The following is a 20,181-nucleotide window of genomic DNA, read 5'->3' on the forward strand; positions in this document are numbered from 1 at the left end:
TCGTGGATCGATTCCCGGCTTTTTCATATTGTACTACGCTTTTTTCACGTTCTGACCTGTACGTGCCCAGGCGATCATCACCACAATGAGGAGCACGATACAAATCCCTGCAAAAATGATGATGAGAAGAGACAGAGAGGATGAATTCTCACCCTGCTCTTCCAACGAGCCCAATTTGGCCGTTTCAGTTTCACTGAAGAGTTTGAGATTATCGGCTTTTGCCTTGATGGTATTCGTATCTTTTTCCGTCCCTTGAAAGAGGGCTTCCAATCGTTCTCCGGATGTATCACTCCCGGTGCCATCAAAGGTCAATCCCTTTTGTTCTTCAGGAATGTTGCTCCGTTCGTTGTTATACAGATTCCTTTCATGGATCAGGTCTGTATTCTTCCGGAACTTATTGTCCTGATAATCATTCGGGACGAGGTCTTCAATATCCGTATTGGCCTGTACCGGAGCCCCCATAATGAAGAGGCTCGCGAGAATGGCCACCAGAAGGATTTTAGCCTTCATAGGCTTCATCACCCTTGCCGTCCCCTCCATGGCCCTTATTGCGTCCAAGGAGCACTTGTAGGACGACAAGCGCTGCAAGGATGAGGCCCATGATGAGAGCGGCCTGTCCGAACTGGGAATCCGCTCCGTATTGAATCGACAGATAGACCGTCGACATCGGATCTTTAAAGCTGAAGTTCGGCGTTGAAAGGGCGAGCAGCGGCGTGACAAACAGTGCGACGATCGCCACTGAGATGAACCAGCCCAAAAGGCGATGAGTGACAAAGCCCATCCGGACCAGTCCTGAACCTGTTAGCAGGAGTAAGATCGTGTATACGGTCCACTCCACTTCGCGAGATTCACCAAGTGAATAGATTCCAAGTCCGTATAGACTGATCAAGAATCCTACAATCAAATTCAGCAGGAGGAACAGTACTCCCTGGAGCCAAAGCGGTACACGCTGGAAGTAATAGCTTGTATAGCCGATCATAAGGCTCGAGATCAGGATGATGAACAGGATGACGACCGGAGGGATCACGCTGTCCTTCTTCTCCTGAGGAACATCTCCATTCACCTTCAATGGATTGGTAAGGAAGTCATATACGTATCCATTGGATTGTCCGTCCACAAATGCATTTCCAAGGATGCTGAATACATCATCACGCACCATTTGCGTCGATGCGACATTCGTCGCCCACTTATTGTTCAGCGTATCGGCATCATTTTGCACGTTGGCGACATTTGATTGCAGATCGGTCGTATAGGATACAATCGTACTTTGATTATCCTGCACATTCGTCAGGAACGAATGGATCATCTTGACTTCACTCACAACCTGCTGCTGATTTCCTACAACTTCCGTGCCAGATGCCCCATTATTCGGAGCCGGAGCGGTTTGGTCAGGCTGTTGGATGCGCTGAAGCACTTTCCCGGCATCCTGGCTGATGGCGTTCAGGTTTTCTGTGAGTTGTTTTTGGTTATTATTGAGCGTTTCATTGTACTCTGCCATGAAAACAGCGAAGGAATCCTGAAGGGTGTTGAGTCCATCCTGGGTTGTCAGAAGCCTGTTCGTGTTCATGTCTTCCCACATGGCTTTTTCCCCATCGGTCACAGAAAGGATCCCCATGACTTCATTTCGCACATCTTCATCATCCAGTACGGTCTTCTTAACTCCATTCTCCTGGAGCATCCCATTCAATACAGCTTCATATTGATCCAAGTACGCATAGTATTTGATCAAGTCCATGAGCTTATAATTATTGATGTCCCTTGCGAAATAGCCGCCAAGATCTTCTTTTCGCTTAGTGGAAAGTGCCGGTGACTGAAGGATGGATGCTTCCTTGGCATCGATCTCTCCGACGATATTCATGATGTTGTCTGAGAACATCTCCAACTGCTTCGTCAGGATCTCGTTGTTCTCGTTCAATTCTTCGATATGCTTTTTCAACGCTTCTTTATCCGCTAGCAGTCCGGTCACCCTTGCTTCGAGCTCTTTGATACGCTCGCCTAGACCGCTGTTCTGATTCGTTAAAGCCTCTACTTCCTTAAGAAGCCTATCCACTTCTTTCTGAAGGGGATTTTCTGTATTCGTGTTCTTTTGGTCGAGGCTTGACTTCACCCCGGCCAGGCGCTCACTGAGTGACGTCAGATTTTTTACCGTTTCGGTCAACTGTTCAGGAGTAGGTAATTCCTCCCCGGTAAGTATTCCTTGAATGGCTGTCATCCCTGCGGAAATCTCATTAAGCTCTGCAATCTCCGGATTCAAGTCAGGTGGTAAAGGTGCAGAATCTCCCGGTTTACCCGGTCCATCCCCTTCCCCTGGGTTTTCACCGTTGTCTTCACCAGGTGCATCAGGGTTTCCTGGATTACCCGGGTTTTCATTCTCATTGTCACCTTCGGATTCCTCAGGCATTTCAGGTTTCGGTGGTGGATCAAAGATCACACCGTCGCCTTCGGAAATTTTGTTATTCCATTCTTGGATCGTACCCTGCAGGTTATCCAGTTTCCTTGTATCCTGCAGTTGTTGGTAATAGTCCAATACTCGGTTCTGGAAGCTGTAGAAATCCTGAACTTGGCGATCGACCTCAGCCATTCGGTTTTCTTTCAGTGCAGCAAACGCATTCTGATTATCCTTCATTTTTGCATTCAGCTGCTCCATGCCGTTATCGATTTGGCTACCCTGCTGTCCGAACAGCTCTTTTTGCTTCATGTACATCGGCTGGGTGTTTTGAGTGGATTCGTCGATCATTTGTACCGACTGGGATTGCACCTCGGCAAGGAGCTGTTTTTGATTGTCCTGGTATTCCCGGTACTGGTCGACGTATTCAACGAATTGAGTCAGCCTATTCTGGAATGACTCCAGGGTATTTTCCTGTTCAGGCACACGGCTGTCTGCCTGCTTGATGGACTCCTGGAGACCGAGAAGCATGTTTTGCTGCTGTTCGATCTGGCCGGCAAGGTCCTTGGACGATGGCTTGTAGAAAGCGAGCATCGTTTGCTGGAACGTTTGCTCCTTTTCGAGGATTTGATCGAATTCATCCCGGACATTCTCCATATCCGCAGACACATAGTTCCAGTAAAGGGTCGACATTTTATTATTCACCTTTTTACTGGCCGTTTCGATTTCACGGAGAACCTTTTCTTTATTCACTGAGTTCAATTGCGTTTGCACTTTGAAGTTCAGGTTTGTTTTGACCGGTCGTTCTTCATCATAGGTCATGATCTTTTCTGAAAAGTCGGAGGGGATGTAGACCACTGCATCGTACTTCGATGTTTCGAGGCCGTTCTCCCCCGCACTCCTTCCGACGACCGTCCATTCGTAGGAAGAATCATCACCGAGCAATGATGTGACATCACCCCCGAACTGCAGGGATTCCCCCTCCACTTCCGTACCCGCATCTTCATTGACGATGGCAATCGATTGGGTGGCATTCTTCTCTACCTTCAGGGGGTTATCACCGACAGAACGAAAGAAGAGTAACGGTGTGGCCAGGATCATTAAGATGGCTACCAAAAGTTTGACCATGCTTACTTTCTGTGTCATGCGAGTACTTTCCTTTCTGTTACCATGAGTGGTATTTGTAATTTGATTTCCTTACTGTTTTCGACATAATAGCCGAAGCCCGGTTGAATTTCGGGTTCCTTGCGGTCGTAGCTGAGCGTATAAAGGGTCTGCTCGGACTTCTTCATCAGTACGATGGCCTGCCTGATCTGCTTCAACTCGGTCGTGAGTGCGTCATACCCTTTGGACAGCTCGTTATTGCTGCCGCTCATGATGATATAGAAGCCCAAATGGGAGTAGTTCTTCATGCATTTGACGATGCGATCCTGCAGCTTGGTATCCACATTCTGAAGGAATCTTCCATACCCATCCGCCATGAGATAGATCGGCGGGAATTGAGGCAGGGAGTTTCCGTCGGTGATGGACTGGTTGTACTGTTCTTCCCTAGCTGCAAAGATCTCTTCGGCCTTTGTCAGCCAAATATCGATATGCTCGCGGTTTTCCATATAAACCACTTTGTCCTCTTTCATCATGTGGATAAGACCCCTGTCGATGGAATCGAAAATGGCCATATGCTCCGTATCCTGTTGAAGGATCGTGTTGGCCATCACCTTCAAGACGTTCGTCTTCCCTTTTTGGGCTTGTCCAAGGACGAGGCAGTGCTTGGTCTTCTGGAAATTGACGTAGACCGGCTTGACCGTCTCTTCGTTCAAGCCTACAGGCAGCAATCCCTGTCGCTGGGTTTGGTCTGTATACTGTGTGAAATTGACCATGGTCAGCTCTGTAGGTAGCATCGGAACCGGCTCTGGCAGGGTCATACCTGAATATTTCTCCCGCAGGAACTGTACATCTTCTTTTAATCGGTTCAATTGCTCATAATCGTCCTTCCCTTCTGAAGGGAGGAAGATCTGGGAGAAGAAGGCTGAGTCCTTTTTGACGATGGCACGGCCCGGAATGGCTTCCGGTTCGAAGTCGACGCGCCCAACCAGTGTCTGGGTCTCCGTTTGGTCCATGAGATAATGAGCAATCTTCGTCTTCAGGTTATTCATCAGTGATTGACGGACGGAGTTCACCCGGGTCGCTGTAAGGAGCATATAAACCCCGAGGGATTGGCCGTCCCTGGCCAGCTGATTCATCTGTATTTCAAAGTCCATCATTTCATCTTTGACGATGTCATAGTTATCGATGGTCACGAAGAGGAGGGGTAGCTTCTCTTCGCTGACCGTGTTGTACATCTTGATGGAGCTTACCTCTTTTTGCTGGAATAAGCGTTTCCGGTGGGCCATTTCTTCATCCAGGATCGACACGAACTTTTCAATCTTCCTCTCTTGATCGATAAGGAAGTAATCGGCCGTGTGCGGAAGCTGTTTCAATGGTAGAAGGCCCCCATTGCCGAAGTCGAGAAGATAATAGTGAACCTCTTCCGGCGTCAGGCTCCTGGCCATTCCCATGAGGAGGGTGATGGCCGTTTGGGTCTTCCCGTAGCCGGATGATCCGAAGATGCCGACATTGCCGTCCTCGACCACTGTATACCAGTAAGGCGATTGACTTTGTTTCTCCGGTTCATCAATCGTTGCCAGGTACACCTGGTTTTCTTTTGGCGAAGTCTCCCTCGGCAGGTACAATCGATCAGCCAATGGCGGCAGCCAAGGGCTCTGGAGTTTCTCGATCTTCATCGTGGCCTGCATTTCTTCAATGCGATCCACGACGGCGTCGATCTCTGTTTGGACATCTTTTTGACCGCCAGGGCTTGATGATACCTCGGAGAGTGGAATAAGACCAAGGTCGGTCACGATGGCCACTTCATCTTCCGCTTCAAAGGAATCCTCCTGGTACGGGGCCCCGCTCCATGCCGATTGGAATAAATCGTATACTTCATTGTTTCCGACTTGGAGATAACCACGGCCCGTCACGGTAATAGCAGCCGCATCGGAATTTTTAAGGATTTCTCGACTATCTTCCGAATTCTGCACTTTCAGTGCCACCCTGAACCGGGCATTACTCCAGATCTGGTTATCGATGACGCCGCCAGGTTTTTGAGTCGCCAGGATCAAGTGGACACCGAGGCTTCGCCCGATACGGGCAGCGGAGACCAGCTCTTTGATGAAGTCAGGTTCTTCGCTTTTCAACTCTGCAAACTCATCGGAAATGAGGAAGAGATGCGGAAGTGGCACTTCGGTTTTCCCTTGCTTATATAAACGGGTGTAATCATTGATATGGTTGACTTCATAGCGGTCGAACAGGCGCTGGCGCCGCTTCAGTTCGCTTTTGATGGAAGCAAGGGCCCGGTTACTGAAGTTCTTGCTTCCTTCGATATTGGTGATGGTCCCCAACAAATGCGGGATATCCTTGAACGGCTGCGCCATTCCCCCACCCTTATAGTCGATGAGTAGGAAAGCTACTTCGTGAGGGTGGAAATGGACCGCCAGTGAAAGGATATAGGTTTGCAGGAACTCACTTTTCCCTGAACCCGTAGTCCCTGCAAGGAGTCCGTGGGGACCGTGGGCTTTTTCGTGAAGATTCAACTCCACGAGGTCTTCCTTTCCTTTCAGCCCCACCGGTACGGCGAGTGACTTGGCCGATTCCCTCGTCAACCAGTTTTCCTTGATCGGAAGTTGCTGAACATCGTTCGTTCCGAGCATACCCAGGAACGATACACTGGTCGGAATTGAATTGGTCATCCCGATCTGATGGTTCAGCGTCCTTAGCATGCGGGCATAACGCTCATTGCCTTCCCGGTCGTAAGCATCCAATCGGAACGGGATCTTGACGGCTTTCTTCTTTTGAATCAAGATATCACCCTGTTGATCATTGATGTACCGGACAAGGGTATGGATATTTTCCGACAGGCTCTCCTTTGCTTCCGCCGCGAAAATGACGGACATCCCGAGATGGGCATACTCACCTTCCAGATACTGAAGGATCACATGATCGGAAATCAGCTGATGGTTCGTGACGATGAACACATAGTGGGGTGAATAAATCACCTTTTCCTTGTCGTCATCATCTATATCCCTCTCCCTCAGCACTTCATAGATGGAAGACAGAATCTGATCGCGGGTCTTTTCGTTATAAATGAAGCCTTTGGCATAGGATTGCGGGAGTTGGAAATGGGGCAGATATTTCATCCATTCCCACTCGCCGTATTCTTCTTCGTCAAAAATGAACACGAAGCGAAGATCGTGATAGCTATGGAAAAACGCAAGCTGACCAACCATCTGATGAATTTCGTTCTTGTAGACAGCTTCCTTTCCGATCAAGCCGATTGCCCCAAGACTGAGTTCCGCTTTGACCGGTAGATGGTCGATTTCACTGTAGACATCTTTCATTTTCTGAGATTGCTCCAAGAGATCATCCATTTCCCTGTTGGCCATATCGCTTGAGCTCAATGAAATGGTATAACTTGCAGGAACCTTCCCTGTACCAAGGCGGAATTCAAGGAAATCCGGGCTGTCCAGGGTCCTTTCCCACAAACGGTCCGAGAGCTCTTCAGTCAGATACTTGATCCGTTCATATGACGGATAATGGAATCGGAGCACATCGGTCTGCTTCTCAGCGAGGTCCTGAAGCTCCTGCCGTTTGTTTTTCAAATAGCTCGTATATACGCGCTCCCGCTTTTCTTTCGCCTTTTTCCTAGTTGATTTATCCTTGAAGAACTGAACGGTGGACGTAATCAACGTCGTGGTGAACATGACAAGCGAGATGATGATGAATATCCCCCTGGGAATGACAAGGGCAATGAAGCCCATGACAACAAGCATGACAAGGGGCGGCAGGATGATGATCCACAAGCTTCGGCCCGAGTCATCGGATTCCTGACTCGGGAACGACAGCTGCACTTTTTCTTCCGGGAGGTCATAGACCATCCGTGGTGTACGACGATAATTCGGATACTTCTTCTTCATCTCGGACAGTGGACGCCGGGACTCGGGCAAATGAATCTGCATCTCCCCTACCCCGTGGATAGAGATGAGGTCATCCTCCAACAGGGTGATGGTCACATAGGGGGTGAAAATCATATCTCCCGTGCAGATCTCCGTTTTTTTTCTGATCCGCTCCCCGTTCATATAATACGATCCGGAGTCTGGATGCAGTATCCATCGTCCGTTCTCACCCCTGTACCATTCTCCCTCGTGATGAGGGATTGAGATATGTGCACCCTTCCGTGAACCTATGAACATCTCTTCCAAATGTCCTATGAAGTACACATTGTCTTCTTCCGAGAGCGGGGCTATGAGGATGGAAAGTTTCTCACTGCCAGCTTGGCACGTCCATTCTTTTCCGGGCTTGATCTCTTCTTCCAGATCTCCTTTGATCCGGAACGATGAACCGAGTTTTTCAATAGACAGCGTTTCCCACTCGGTCGGGAGGGAAGGGATAGTCACCGAATCTGTGAGATTGCGCCCGATCGTTACCGTTTCCCTGTCCGTATTGATTCTGTAATATTGGTACTGTTCTTTATATAAAATCCACAGGGCATACATTCAATCACCCACTCAGTCTGTTTTTTTATCATCTTTCTTCTGCTGATCTTTTTTCTGGTCTTCTTTTTTCTGATCATCCGCTTTAGGTGCCTCTTTTTCTTGCTGTCCGGCATCCTGTTCTTCCTGAGGAGCAGCCTCCGCTTCCTTCGCCTGCTCTTCCTCAGCCGCTTTTTCTTCCTCAAGCTTCTTCATTTCTTCTTCGTACTCATTGATTTCACTTTCAATATCGTTCAGCTTTTGCTGTCTTTCTTCACTGTCCAGCTCGCTATCGGACTTCACCTGTTCGCGATACTTAAGCAGGCCAAACAGGATCAGATCCCTGTCTTCGAGGAAGCGGGCTGTATCAAGAGCTTCCTTGGCTTTTCCGCGCCCGATGTTGATCCAGTACTCGTAGTACATGGGATCGGACTGCAGAGAGATTGTATTCCTGACGTTCTCCTTCTGATCCTCTGAAAGGGATTCATTCACAATATAGGAGAGGGCCAGCTGATACTGTGCCACCTTAGGAATATCATCAATCTCATAAGGCTCCAATTCAGTGACAACATCACTGTATTTGTTCAATAAGAAGTTTTCCTGAGCGGAAACAATGCTCTCCTGCTTCGGGTTGATGAAGAAGAATGAATAGATTGAATAAATGATGGCTGGAACCAATAGTATGGATACACCCAGCAGGATATAGCGGTTGGTCTTCCACTTCTTTTTACTGATGGACATGTAGGAAGCAGCCACTTCCTTCGCATCCAGGATACTCTTATTCAGCACGTCTTCCAGTTCTTCGAAGGTGGCCGTTTCCATGATAGCCCGTGTCACTTCGGAAAGTTTGATCGTTTCACTGAATTTGATATAGTCATCGAATGATAGTTTCGGATCTGAGATGAAGGCAGCCATTGCCTTCGTTTCCTTGAACAGGGTGTCTCCGTCCTTTTCATATGGAGGCAGGCTTTCTTTTACTCCGTAATGCAGGAAGTGAGGGCTCAATCCCTGGTCGAAAACAATATTCCCCGGGCTTACTACTAAATGAATCCTTGAGAGTCGGTGCTGCTGCACCCTATGGACAAGTTGGAGTGCCGTTATCAGCCTTTCCTTCTCACCGATATTCAGCTTGTCAGAGGCAATATATGAGGCAGGGATGGTGTGGGAAATGCTGAGTTCATCATTTTCCATCCTGATTTCCTTTTGAATGGTCGGATCCAAGTCTTTAAGAAACATGATTTCTCTGACATGGTCCAGTTTGATCTTTTCATTTTGAAACACGAACGTGATGACGTCGTCAGTCCGGTTCACAACAATATCAAGCTTTTCTTCTAGGTACGTCCGTTTCGTTTCGGCCATGGTCATTGTTCTCCTTTATAAAATTTCAACCCGGTCACCCGAGAGAATCCCAGCTTCATTCAGGCGGGCGTTTCCTGAAATGACCAGGTCCTTATTGGAAATCCTGATCCAGTACCCTTCCCTTGGTTCCGAGGTGAGCTTTTGGGACTGCCATACAAGGTCGATGAGCTTCTTGACCGTATGGTAATTGGAGAGACGAAGGTCAAGGACCTTCCCCTTCTGATATCGATTGAGATCGACGGTGATTTCTATGTACATCGTTCATTCACCTCATAAAGAAGGAGCGCCTCAACACGTTAAGCGCTCCTTGATTGAAATGTCGTCGGAAATGATTATCCACGAATTTGGCTGGCGATTTGATTGTCTGCATCTTCGATGGCTCTTGCAGTATTTCTGAGTTGCAGTGAGATATCTCCTAGCAATTCCTGCATTTCAACGAAGGACGGGCGAAGGCGCTCATATTGATCACTGAAGGCACGGCTTGATTCACCTTCCCACATTGATTCAAGTTCACGGATCATTCCATCAAGATCGCCGATTTGGCTTTCTAGTTTACCTTTTTCGTTTGAATAACGGCCTGACATACCATCCAATTCTGCTGGGGTTACGCGAATTCTTCCTGACATGTAATTTCCTCTCCCTTATAACGTTTTTAGTTGGTAATCATCTATATAAAGTCTGAATACCCATAACAAAGAATAGATTCCTTTTACTGACAACTTCATCTAACATAGTATTACAATCTTACATAAAAACACAGATTTTACTCAGAAAAGGAAACTTTATAACTATTAAAATCTCTGTTTCCTTAGGAATAATGTAATGTCATGCTTTGTCGATTAGGTCTTTCAGACCCGTCGAAACGACAGATATCGACAGACCCCGGTTCGGACGCCGGGATAGGATGTCACACTCAGCCCTTTACGGTTACAAGTACTTACTATATATCCTGATATTTACTTTTATAAACCGCAATTTTCAGAAATTGTTAAACTTTTTGGTTCAAAGGATGGGGGACCAAATTCTTCACGGGCTTTTCTCTCCTTTCCATCTTCAAGGAAGCCTATATGAAATGGCTGATATATCTGGTAAAACCTTTCATTATTCGGTAAAATTTTTAAAAAACAATATTGTGGTGATTTAATTGTTTACATTGCTTTTGATTGAAGATGATACAAGTTTATTCAATGAGATTCGTGACCGATTGACCCAATGGTCGTATGAAGTCCACGGTGTGAAAGATTTCAGTCTGGTGATGGAGGAGTTCGCAGCGGTTCAGCCGGACTTGGTGATCATTGATATCCAGCTCCCGAAGTTCGATGGTTTCCACTGGTGCCGGATGATCCGTTCCCACTCCAACGTACCGATCCTCTTCCTGTCTTCACGGGACCATCCGATGGATATGGTGATGTCGATGCAGCTAGGGGCCGATGACTTCATCCAGAAGCCTTTCCACTTTGATGTACTGGTGGCAAAGGTGCAGGCAACGCTCAGGCGGGTCTACAACTATAATGCCGAGGTGGTCAATCTGAAGACCTGGTGCGGGGCAAAGGTCGACTATGAGCGGAATACCGTGGACAACGATGAAGGGGAAATCGAGCTGACGAAGAATGAAATGTTCATCCTGAAGCTCCTGATCGAGCATAAAAACCGGATCGTCACCCGGGATGAGCTGATCAACAAGCTGTGGGACGATAAGCGATTCATCAGTGACAATACCCTGACGGTGAATGTGAACCGCCTGCGGAAACGCCTGGATGAGATCGGTCTGGGGCAAAACATCCTGACAAAGGTGGGGCAGGGATATATGGCCGTGGAAGGAGACCTTTCATGATCAGGGCATTCCTGTGGGAGAGGAAAAGCTGGATCCTCATGTTCATCTTCCTCCAGTTTTTCTATCTCGGGATCGCCTTTCTCGATGCAGCCATACCGGTTGCTTCCATTCTTTATGTTTCCTTCCTGTCCTCTCTTTTCTTCCTCGGGTTCCTTTTCTTCCGCTATCAGAGGGAGACCCGTTTTTATAAGGGATTGGAGGAATGGAGCCGGAATTTCACGATCAGCGGGGTCCCGGAACCGGACTCTCCTTTTGAGAATATCCTCTACACCATCCTCACCGAGCAGGGTCAAAGCCTGAAAGAGGCCGCGTCGGAAAACCGGAGGCGTCTTGATCAGGAAAAGGATGACCTTCTCGCCTGGATCCATGAGGTCAAGACGCCTCTTACAGCGATGCATCTCATCATGGAACGCATGGAGAACGATGCTCTCAAGGCCCCTTTGAAATATGAGTGGTTGAGGATTCACCTGCTTCTTGACCAGCAGCTCCATCAGAAGCGCATGGATATCATGGAGAATGACCTTTATATTGAGAGGATCGATGTAGAAGACCTCCTCTATCAGGAAATCAAGACGTTGCAGTCTTGGTGCATCCAGAAAGGGATCGGTTTCGATATCGACCTTGCCTCCACCGAAGTACTGAGCGACTCGAAATGGCTTTCGTTCGTATTCAGGCAGCTCCTCACCAACGCCGTCAAATACAGTGAAGCAACAGACATCGAGATCACTGGCACTGCCGGCGATCAGATGACCTTATCTATCAGGGACAAGGGCAGAGGGATCGAGCCTCAAGATCTGCCTCGGATCTTCGATAAAGGGTTCACATCGACGGTCCACCATAACCATTCTGCCTCCACCGGCATGGGGCTCTACTTGACGAAGGTCATCACCGATTCCCTCCTCATCAAAATCGAAGTCGACTCCACTCCAGGTGAAGGATCGACCTTCACCCTGATCTTCCCTGACCGCAACGAGATTCACCAGGTGATGGGCATGTGACAACATTGTCACATGCTTTTCTATTTTGTTCGCTGAATGAAAGGAAACGGGACTCCATGCTTCCTATAATGAAACTATCAACCAACGCAAAGGAGTTTTGACTAATGAGCATACTGGAAGCCGTCAAATTGCATAAAAGCTATGGGAACAAATTCAATAAACAAGAGGTTCTGAAGGGGATCGATCTCACGATTGAAAAAGGTGAGTTCGTCAGCATCATGGGGGCATCGGGGTCAGGTAAGACGACGCTGTTGAACGTACTGTCCTCCATCGATAAAGTAACTGAAGGATCCATCAAGATCGAAGGCAACGAAATGACCCGTATGAAAGAGAAGCAGCTGGCCGAGTTCCGCAAGAATCACTTGGGCTTCATCTTCCAGGACTATAATCTTCTCGATACATTGACCGTGAAGGAAAACATCATGCTTCCCCTCTCCATCACCAAAACACCAAGGAAGGTGGCCGATCAAAAATTCTCTGCTCTCGCCTCACAGCTTGGGATCAATGAACTGAAGAACAAGTATCCGAATCAGATCTCAGGCGGGCAGAAACAGCGCACGTCAGCGGCACGGGCCTTCATCCATGACCCGAGCATCATCTTTGCCGACGAACCGACAGGTGCCCTGGATTCCAAATCGGCATCCGATCTCTTGAACAAGCTGAGCGACCTGAACGAAAAGCTGAAGTCGACCATCGTCATGGTCACCCACGATCCAGTGGCTGCAAGCTACTGCAGCCGGGTGATCTTCATCAAAGACGGGCAGATCTATACCCAGTTGAATAAGGGCCACCAGGAGCGACAAGCCTTCTTCCAGGATATCATGAAGACCCAGGGCCTCCTGAGCGGGGTACAGCATGAACGTTAATTCGCTGATCCTGAAGAATCTGAAGAAGAACATCAAGAACTACTATCTCTATGTATTCGCCCTTGTATTCGGTGTCGCCCTGTATTTTGCCTTCGTGACGCTGCAGTTCGACCCGGCACTCGATCAAACAAAGGGGGACGTGAAGGGCGCAGCCGCCATCAAGGTTTCATCCTATCTTCTGGTGATCATCGTGGCAGTCTTCCTGCTTTATGCGAATACCATTTTCATCAAGAGAAGGAGCAAGGAAATCGGGCTGTTCCAGCTCATCGGGATGACTAAGAACCGGATCTTCAACCTGTTGACCGTAGAAAACGCCATCCTTTACTTCGGTTCGATGGTGATCGGGATCTTTGCCGGGTTCTCCTTCTCAAAGTTGATCCTGATGGTCCTTTTCAAGGTGACCGGGGTGTCTTCAACCGCAGAGCTCCGATTCTCCGGAGACGCACTTCTCCAGACGATCATTGTATTCATCGGCATCTACCTCCTCATCATGATGATGAATGCCTTCTTTATCAAAAAACAATCGATCCTTGCCTTATTCAACGTGAAATCATCAACGGAGAATTCAATGAAGGGCATGTCAATTTGGGAAGTCATCATGGGACTTTGTGGAATCGGACTGATAGCGGCGGGCTATTATGTATCTACCAGGCTCTTCGGAGGCGACTTCACCTCCATGACCGAATTATTCATGGCCATGGCGTTCATCCTTGGGTCTGTCATCATTGGAACCTATTTCTTTTATAAAGGGTCTGTCAGCTTCATCTTTAACGTGATCAGGAAACAACAGGGGGGCTACCTCAGCATCAATCAGGTGCTGTCCCTCTCATCAATCATGTTCCGTATGAAGTCGAACTCCCTCCTCCTTACCGTCATCACCACGGTATCTGCCCTTGCCATCGGTCTCTTATCGCTGACGTATATCTCGTATTATTCAGCCGATAAAACCGCGATCAGCCAGACGCCGAACCACTTTGCCCTTCAGGATGAAAACGAACTGCAGATCTTTGAGGAGGCGCTGAAGCAGGAAGAAATTCCGTACGATGTCACGAAGATCGAGGTCATCCAGGTAAACGCAGATTTATCTGCCATCATGAAGCAGAAAGAAAGCGAAGGATTCCAGATGGATACCCGTAATACCCAGATGGCTGTAATCAGCGATAAGGACGTGAAGGGAGTGAATCTCTCTCCTGGCGAAACGATCCTGACGGGCTACAGTGATATGCTCAGCCGCTTTATTCCCATGAAGGATTCCGGTCGTGTAGTCTACAAAGGGAAGGAGCATAAGGAAAAACAGAACTATCTGAGCATGGAGGATGATTTCTATGTTTCGTGGAAGTTCACAGGAGGCGGTTTCCCCATCGGGATTGTTGATGATGCCGTGTTCAATAAGCTCAAGAGCGATCTGGACCCTTCCATTCAAATGGAAACCAGTCTATATCTAGGCTTGGATGTGAAAGAAGCGTCCCAGTTGAAAGATGCCAACAAGCTGTTCAATCAAACGTTCAATCAGGAAACCACACAGTCCATCTCTCAACTCAACAGCAAAGAACAACAACGGTCCAACATGGGGATCGCCATGTTCTGTGTTGCGTTCCTTGGACTTGCCTTCCTTGTCACATCAGGCTGCATCCTCTACTTCAAGCAGATGGATGAAAGCGAAGACGAGAAACCGAATTACACGATCCTGCGCAAGCTTGGCTATACCCGTGGAGATCTTCTCCGAGGGATTCAATTCAAACAGCTGTTCAATTTTGGAATCCCCCTCATGATCGGGCTCCTTCACAGCTACTTTGCCGTCAAGTCGGGCTGGTTCTTCTTCGGAAACGACTTTTGGGCTCCGACCTTGATCGTCATGGGTGTGTATGCCGTTCTTTATTCCATCTTCGGCATTCTATCCGTCCTCTATTACCAGAAAGTCATCAGGGACTCCCTGTCATGAAGCGAAGAGGTTGGGACAAAACGAACCATTTAATGACGAACACGATCAGGTTCTTTATACCGCTCATGATTTCCGTGCAAGACTACACTTTTCGCGGGTAGCCCGTGAGCCTCCTCGGCAGGCCGTCTCACATCAGTTACTCTTCCCGCTGGAGTCTTCGTCTTGCACTCCATTCAACCGCTGGAAATAATGAAATAGAAATAGTCATGAAACAAAGTAAAAACCCGCATTCATTTGCCGTATCGCAGGGCAAATTGAATGCGGGTTTCACCATGACTATAACAGGTTGTCCCTGCCTCTTTCTCGTTTATATATAGAACAATCTCCGAGGTCTAAGACAGGCAAATAAAGAGAGGATACCCAGGAAAAACTCATAAAAAATCACCATGACTGCGATTTCCAGCCAGCCATCCGCTTCCCATGCCTGCATATTCACACATAGGATGGCCACCACTACAAGCAGGGGTATCTGCCCCTTCAATTGAAACATCATCCCGCGCTTAATCGAGAACTTTTTCACTTCCGCTGTATGCGGCGACAGAACTTCTTTTGCCTGGAGGACCAGCTGCTCCACATACTCTGCAACCCCGATTTTCTTCAACCCCAGGAAGAAGGAGTCCTCTACCGTCTCGGGGTCAAGAAGCCACACGTACCCTTCTCCTGCAATAAATGCTTCCTCCCGGTAAGAAGTCAGCCTATCCGGAAAGATGGTTGTCACCACATTCGGGGGCCCGTATCCTTTTTCCTTGAACTCTCTCACGGTTTTTCGTTCTTCTTCAGAAACCCCTTCTTCTTCCAAAAGCTCATTCCATTCGTCCTCTTCGAATGAATCCTCATAGATCAGCCACTTCTGGATTTTCACTTCCTCCACCTGCACAGCTTCCCGTTCCTCCTGCAGGGCAAAGAAATCCTTGAACAGTTCCTCCATACCCTCATGGTAAGGCTGGAACCAGAAGGTATATTGATCACCTTCAACCCATTCCACAAGTGCCTCTTTCCCTGATGAAGCATGAAGAGCCATGCCCCTCCGTTCTTCCGCATGATAAAAGATAGACATGCTGCTTTTCCCGACACATGATATGACCCGATCAGAAAAATCACTTCCTACTGCCGGAGGGAGCTCGTTCAATCCGTATTGCTTTTTTATATTTTTCGATTGTCTACCGTATCCTCCTTCTTTCAATAACGATGCAAAGTCCGATGCACTGAGCGTCAGCTTTTTCATCTCATCCCCTCCTTCACACTTCAAATACGAATGATACCAACATACTGAGTATGAACAACACCAATGCATATAAAATGCCCAATGCTTTATTGACGATAAACGGAAGCCGACAGAGCACGAGCTGGACATGGTGATTTAGGATCATGCCCGGCCATAGGACAAATTTCAGGACTGTTTGAAAAAAGGTATCTTTATGATCATGAATCCGATATTCATAGAAAGCGATCACCACCAGTTGATTAAAAACGGACCATAGAGCACATAGCCCATTTATGAAAAAGAAGACCGGAAGATAAGAGCTTGGAAAAGGCAGTCCCAACTGATAAGAAAAAAAGGAAATGAGACAAACAGCCACCACCATCGCAATCGCTCGCTTCATCATTGTCACCTCGTCATCCAAAGAGTAAAAAGCCCCTTCCGCCTGGGGAAGGGGCTTCAGCGTCACAATCAGTTAGAAAACTGTTGATTGTCAGGTTGGTAATCCACATCGTATTTCTTAGCCAGATCACTCATGGCCATATGATATTCCTGTGCTGCCAGAAGGTATTCCTGCGCCTTCGCATTGGAATCTTCAATCAAGGAAACGTCCTGCTTTTCGATCCCTTCTTTCTGGAGCATGAGGGCCTCATGGTAAGTCGCCACAATATCTTTCAATTTAGCCGTCATAGGCTCAAGTTCATCAAACGGAGTTTCAATGTTTTCAGCCGTGTCCACCGCTTTTTCATAGGTCGGGATGACCTCTTTGGTCAAGACTTCGTACATATCTTCATCGTTTGTATAGTTCTCTCCTGATACGCCTTGAAGGGCTACAACAGCCTCGGTTTCATAGTCTGCAATTTTCCGTACATCATCGTTGATATACGTAATGAGGGCTTCCTGTTTCTCAGCATCGGAGAGGTCTTTTTTCGGCTCTTCTTTCTTGGCCGTATCCTCTTTATCGGTTTCTTCCTTGCTTTCGTCTTTAGTAGCTTCTTCTTTTTTGTTGTCTTCCTTCTTCTCTGTTTGAGCGCTTTCTTTTTTCTCCGACTTTTCGTCAGAAGACGTGCTCTGGCTGCAGCCCATCACGATGAATGATAAAGCCACGAGCATGATGATTAATTTTTTCACGCTGATCCATCCTCTCAAGATTGTTTTGGTTATTTAAGAAATCAATGGCTTCTTCCGCTTCATCCATGAACGCGAGACAGCAATCAATTAATTAAAGAATCGCTTCTGCCAATTTCCCCATTGGCCATGGTGCTTTGGCGTCTTCATGGCTTATCCCTGGATCATCAGGGACACAACCACTAAAAATTCCAATCTTTTCAACTATAGCATGATTGGTAAAATACTGTTATGATAGCATTTGTTTATTTTTGGATGTCTCCCGCCTAGGTTATTAGTCTCAAAAATTCCGTTGATTGGAAGGAGAACACTTACCACTCTTTCTTACACCAGGCTTGATTACTAAGAATATATGTCTTTCTGACTACTCCTTTTCAATTACATTATTTCGTGATGAAACTAATACTTTGTAACCGGACCACCGACCCTTGAGCATTTAGTCTTCAACAGTTTGAACTATATGTTAAATATCACTTTTAAAGGAAAGTTAAACCTTTTATGTGAAATATTATTTTGGGCGGAAGCTGAAACCATTCATTCCATCTATCCGTATAACAGGAGAGGTGAAAGACGGAATGTACATACATATTGAAGAACCAACCGAAACGATATCAAAAGATGCCGTCCAGATGTGGCGGGTGACCAACACAATCGGACATTCAATTACACTGATCATCATTGCAGTGCTCCTGTACTGCGCGGATCATTTCCACTGGTATGGGTGGCTGAGTCCTGTCCTGTACTCTGTGGGAGGACTCCTGATCCTATCCGCCCTGTACTCCATTATCCTGGAACCGGTCTTCGTCCAGCGCCATTGGCGGTACCGGATCGATGAAGAGTTCATCCAGCTCAAGCACGGGAAGTGGAACTCCAATCATGTGGTGATTCCCATGGAGAAGGTCGAATATGTACGCACCGAGCAGGGGCCGTTCTTACGAAAATACGGCCTATACGATTTAGAGGTGGGGACGACCACATCAAACCATACGATCCCTGCCATCCCTCAGGCGGAAGCAGAGCGACTGAAGGGCGTCATAGCCACCTACGCGAAAGTCCGGGATGAGGAGGGGGAAGCCATATGAGCGGCCTCCAGCGGTTCCATCCTGCCTTTCTTGTTGTGGAGCTTGTCTCTTTCGTAAAAGGGATTTTCTTTGTTTATTTCTTTTTATTCGTCCTGAAAGCCCAATCCACTTCTGGATGGGTAGTGTGGGGAAGATATATCCTCATCGCCTGGTCGGTCTGGGCCATCGTGAATATCTTCTTGAAATGGAGATTTCACGGCTATGAAGTGACCGAGAGGACAATTGTCCTCCATGAAGGGGTATGGGTGAAAACAAAGCGGACGGCGGGACTGGACCGCGTTCATAACCAGACATCCAACACGACATTCGTCCACAAATGGTTCGGTCTCACATCGTTGAAACTTGAGACAGGGACTTCCGGTGATCACGGGGAAGTAGAGTTCCCCGTGATCACCCAAGAAGAAAAAGAACGGATCCTTTCCTTGATCGGATTGCAGCAGCGCGAGAACAGACGCGAGGAAGGGGATGGTCTCTCTGATGCTGAAGCCGTGCGCACCGTGCGCTTCCAGTCAAAGAAAAAAGATCTGATCCGTGCTTCATTTACGTCCTTGAGCTTTCTTGCGATCTTCCCGCTCCTCAGTGCCGCCTATTCGAACCTAGCCGTGTTCTTCAATCTTGAAGACGGGGCGGAAGGAGCATGGGATTACCTGGTCCTCCACTGGTGGATGCTAATCATTCTCTTTGTCATTGCCCTTCTCATTTCATCGGTCATCGGCTATGTCAGGGTGTATTTGAAATACGGGAAGTTCACGATCAGCGACGACCATGACAAGATCCACATCGAAAAAGGGGTGGCGAGCGTGACCCACTTCTCCATCCAGAAGCGGAACGTACAGGCCGTCGTGGTGGAACAATCGCTCTTGAAGCGCCTGTTGGGGCTGGCATCAGTCAAGCTGATCAGCGCAGGATCTTCAGAGCTTGAAAGCGAGGAAACGAGCTCCCTCTACCCGTTCCTGCCGAAGCATGAAGCCTATCGCATCATACAAGAAATGCTCCCCCACTATGAGATACAAGAGGAAATGAGGCTCTTTCCACGACATGTCCTCTGGGCAAAGCTTCTCAGGCCCTATTATGTGACCATCCTGTCCATTGCCGGCTTCCTCATCTTCAAACCGGCTTTCCTATGGATATCGGCCATCCTCTTTATATTGGCAGTCATTCTGAGGGTACTCGACTACGCCTTTACCAGCTACATCCGTCATGGGGACCTGATCCAGATCCGGAGCGGTGCCCTCACGACAGAAACCTTTGTAACCCATAAACGAAGGATACAACAGGCTACCGTCACCCACTCATGGCTGCAGCGCCGATTCGGCATTGCCACTCTTTCCTTTACCAACAGGGCCGATCCCACCCACGTCAGCGAGCTTTACGGGGTATCCAGGAAAGAAGCCGGTGAATTCTATGATTGGTACAAGCAAAAATCCGCTTCGTCTTAAAGAGACGGGCGGATTTATTTTTTGAAGACGAATAAGATTGAGAATTATTATCAATACTAAAAAAACAAGACAACCCCTTGGTTGCCTTGCTTTCTGTCATTACATACCAGGTTCGAACGTCTTACAGTCGGTTTCCTTGCTGTCATGGGCTTCATTTCCTCTGTGACTCACCACAAAGATCTGATCAGCCGAGCAGCGTTTACCTTCTTTGTTGTAGCGGCAGTTACTGACTTCGCATAGTACATCTTGTGCCATGGTTATTCACCTCCTCAGCTACCCATTAGCGTTCTCATTTTCTTTGTTGTTCATACCTTGATCCATAGCAATCTACAAGCGATGTTAAGAAGTCATATCCCTCGGGGTTCTCCCATATATTAAGTTC

Annotated in this window: 16 protein-coding genes; 6 read left to right on the forward strand and 10 right to left on the reverse strand. The window is 47.7% G+C overall.

All coding sequences use genetic code 11. From position 1 onward, the window contains the following. Positions 1 to 33: 33 nt before the first annotated feature. From essA to AF331_RS19955, 6 genes are all read right to left on the reverse strand, one after another. The gene (gene essA, locus AF331_RS19930) at positions 34 to 510 is read right to left on the reverse strand and encodes a type VII secretion protein EssA (RefSeq protein ID WP_160316600.1); all 477 of its coding nucleotides are present in this window, start codon (positions 508 to 510) and stop codon (positions 34 to 36) included. Continuing rightward, on the reverse strand, positions 500 to 3,532 hold the full coding sequence (esaA, locus tag AF331_RS19935) for a type VII secretion protein EsaA (RefSeq protein WP_053429737.1): 3,033 nt from the start codon (positions 3,530 to 3,532) through the stop codon (positions 500 to 502). Before esaA ends, essA begins: the two co-directional genes overlap by 11 nt. Further along, positions 3,529 to 7,974, reverse strand: coding sequence for a type VII secretion protein EssC (gene essC, locus AF331_RS19940; protein WP_053429738.1), 4,446 nt, complete (start codon positions 7,972 to 7,974; stop codon positions 3,529 to 3,531). The genes esaA and essC overlap by 4 nt, the downstream gene beginning before the upstream one ends. 12 nt (positions 7,975 to 7,986) lie before the next feature. Further along, entirely contained in the window at positions 7,987 to 9,309 is a 1,323-nt protein-coding gene (gene essB, locus AF331_RS19945) for a type VII secretion protein EssB (protein ID WP_053429739.1), read from the reverse strand. A 15-nt stretch (positions 9,310 to 9,324) separates the two neighbouring features. Further along, entirely contained in the window at positions 9,325 to 9,567 is a 243-nt protein-coding gene (gene yukD, locus AF331_RS19950; protein WP_053429740.1) for an EsaB/YukD family protein, read from the reverse strand. A gap of 74 nt (positions 9,568 to 9,641) precedes the next feature. After that, the gene (locus tag AF331_RS19955; protein WP_048012098.1) at positions 9,642 to 9,935 is read right to left on the reverse strand and encodes a WXG100 family type VII secretion target; all 294 of its coding nucleotides are present in this window, start codon (positions 9,933 to 9,935) and stop codon (positions 9,642 to 9,644) included. Positions 9,936 to 10,453: 518 nt separating this feature from the next. Here AF331_RS19955 and AF331_RS19965 point away from each other — a divergent pair. The 4 genes from AF331_RS19965 (at position 10,454) to AF331_RS19980 (ending at position 14,949) form a co-directional block, all read left to right on the forward strand. After that, complete coding sequence (locus AF331_RS19965; protein WP_053429742.1) at positions 10,454 to 11,143, forward strand: response regulator transcription factor; 690 nt, start codon at positions 10,454 to 10,456, stop codon at positions 11,141 to 11,143. After that, a complete protein-coding gene (locus AF331_RS19970) occupies positions 11,140 to 12,141 on the forward strand; it encodes a sensor histidine kinase (RefSeq protein ID WP_053429743.1) in 1,002 nt (333 codons plus the stop codon). The genes AF331_RS19965 and AF331_RS19970 overlap by 4 nt, the downstream gene beginning before the upstream one ends. A gap of 104 nt (positions 12,142 to 12,245) precedes the next feature. Next, positions 12,246 to 13,007, forward strand: coding sequence for an ABC transporter ATP-binding protein (locus AF331_RS19975; RefSeq protein ID WP_053429744.1), 762 nt, complete (start codon positions 12,246 to 12,248; stop codon positions 13,005 to 13,007). Continuing rightward, positions 12,997 to 14,949, forward strand: coding sequence for an ABC transporter permease (locus AF331_RS19980; RefSeq protein ID WP_053429745.1), 1,953 nt, complete (start codon positions 12,997 to 12,999; stop codon positions 14,947 to 14,949). Before AF331_RS19975 ends, AF331_RS19980 begins: the two co-directional genes overlap by 11 nt. A 307-nt stretch (positions 14,950 to 15,256) precedes the next feature. On the opposite strand, the gene AF331_RS19985 is transcribed toward AF331_RS19980, so the two are convergent. The 3 genes from AF331_RS19985 to AF331_RS19995 all read right to left on the reverse strand — a co-directional run bounded on the left by AF331_RS19985 (position 15,257) and on the right by AF331_RS19995 (position 17,281). After that, complete coding sequence (locus AF331_RS19985; RefSeq protein WP_053429746.1) at positions 15,257 to 16,174, reverse strand: hypothetical protein; 918 nt, start codon at positions 16,172 to 16,174, stop codon at positions 15,257 to 15,259. Positions 16,175 to 16,187: 13 nt separating this feature from the next. Then, positions 16,188 to 16,553 (reverse strand): hypothetical protein, encoded by a 366-nt coding sequence (locus AF331_RS19990; RefSeq protein WP_152915731.1) that lies wholly within the window; start codon positions 16,551 to 16,553, stop codon positions 16,188 to 16,190. Between the two features lie 68 nt (positions 16,554 to 16,621). Beyond that, positions 16,622 to 17,281, reverse strand: coding sequence for a hypothetical protein (locus AF331_RS19995; RefSeq protein WP_053429748.1), 660 nt, complete (start codon positions 17,279 to 17,281; stop codon positions 16,622 to 16,624). A gap of 572 nt (positions 17,282 to 17,853) precedes the next feature. Between AF331_RS19995 and AF331_RS20000 the strand changes: the two genes are divergently transcribed. Continuing rightward, positions 17,854 to 18,360 carry a PH domain-containing protein gene (locus AF331_RS20000; protein WP_053429749.1) on the forward strand — a complete coding sequence of 169 codons (507 nt, stop codon included), beginning with the start codon at positions 17,854 to 17,856 and terminating at the stop codon, positions 18,358 to 18,360. Then, positions 18,357 to 19,799: a PH domain-containing protein gene (locus AF331_RS20005; RefSeq protein ID WP_053429750.1), complete on the forward strand. Its 1,443-nt coding sequence runs from the start codon at positions 18,357 to 18,359 to the stop codon at positions 19,797 to 19,799. Before AF331_RS20000 ends, AF331_RS20005 begins: the two co-directional genes overlap by 4 nt. Before the next feature lie 99 nt (positions 19,800 to 19,898). On the opposite strand, the gene AF331_RS22065 is transcribed toward AF331_RS20005, so the two are convergent. After that, positions 19,899 to 20,054, reverse strand: a complete 156-nt coding sequence (locus tag AF331_RS22065; protein WP_079514148.1) for a DUF1540 domain-containing protein — start codon at positions 20,052 to 20,054, stop codon at positions 19,899 to 19,901. Between the last annotated feature and the right edge of the window lie 127 nt (positions 20,055 to 20,181).

This window comes from Rossellomorea marisflavi (assembly GCF_001274775.1).
Classification (GTDB): domain Bacteria; phylum Bacillota; class Bacilli; order Bacillales; family Bacillaceae_B; genus Rossellomorea; species Rossellomorea marisflavi.

Bases quoted from the DNA above. Each gene is read 5' to 3' on its own strand.
- AF331_RS19970 (WP_053429743.1), top strand. From the start codon at position 11,140: ATGATCAGGGCATTCCTGTGGGAGAGGAAAAGCTGGATCCTCATGTTC.
- essA (WP_160316600.1), bottom strand. From the start codon at position 510: ATGAAGGCTAAAATCCTTCTGGTGGCCATTCTCGCGAGCCTCTTCATT.
- AF331_RS22065 (WP_079514148.1), bottom strand. From the start codon at position 20,054: ATGGCACAAGATGTACTATGCGAAGTCAGTAACTGCCGCTACAACAAA.
- esaA (WP_053429737.1), bottom strand. From the start codon at position 3,532: ATGACACAGAAAGTAAGCATGGTCAAACTTTTGGTAGCCATCTTAATG.
- essC (WP_053429738.1), bottom strand. From the start codon at position 7,974: ATGTATGCCCTGTGGATTTTATATAAAGAACAGTACCAATATTACAGA.
- yukD (WP_053429740.1), bottom strand. From the start codon at position 9,567: ATGTACATAGAAATCACCGTCGATCTCAATCGATATCAGAAGGGGAAG.
- essB (WP_053429739.1), bottom strand. From the start codon at position 9,309: ATGGCCGAAACGAAACGGACGTACCTAGAAGAAAAGCTTGATATTGTT.
- AF331_RS19955 (WP_048012098.1), bottom strand. From the start codon at position 9,935: ATGTCAGGAAGAATTCGCGTAACCCCAGCAGAATTGGATGGTATGTCA.
- AF331_RS19985 (WP_053429746.1), bottom strand. From the start codon at position 16,174: ATGAAAAAGCTGACGCTCAGTGCATCGGACTTTGCATCGTTATTGAAA.
- AF331_RS20000 (WP_053429749.1), top strand. From the start codon at position 17,854: ATGTACATACATATTGAAGAACCAACCGAAACGATATCAAAAGATGCC.
- AF331_RS19975 (WP_053429744.1), top strand. From the start codon at position 12,246: ATGAGCATACTGGAAGCCGTCAAATTGCATAAAAGCTATGGGAACAAA.
- AF331_RS19980 (WP_053429745.1), top strand. From the start codon at position 12,997: ATGAACGTTAATTCGCTGATCCTGAAGAATCTGAAGAAGAACATCAAG.
- AF331_RS19990 (WP_152915731.1), bottom strand. From the start codon at position 16,553: ATGAAGCGAGCGATTGCGATGGTGGTGGCTGTTTGTCTCATTTCCTTT.
- AF331_RS20005 (WP_053429750.1), top strand. From the start codon at position 18,357: ATGAGCGGCCTCCAGCGGTTCCATCCTGCCTTTCTTGTTGTGGAGCTT.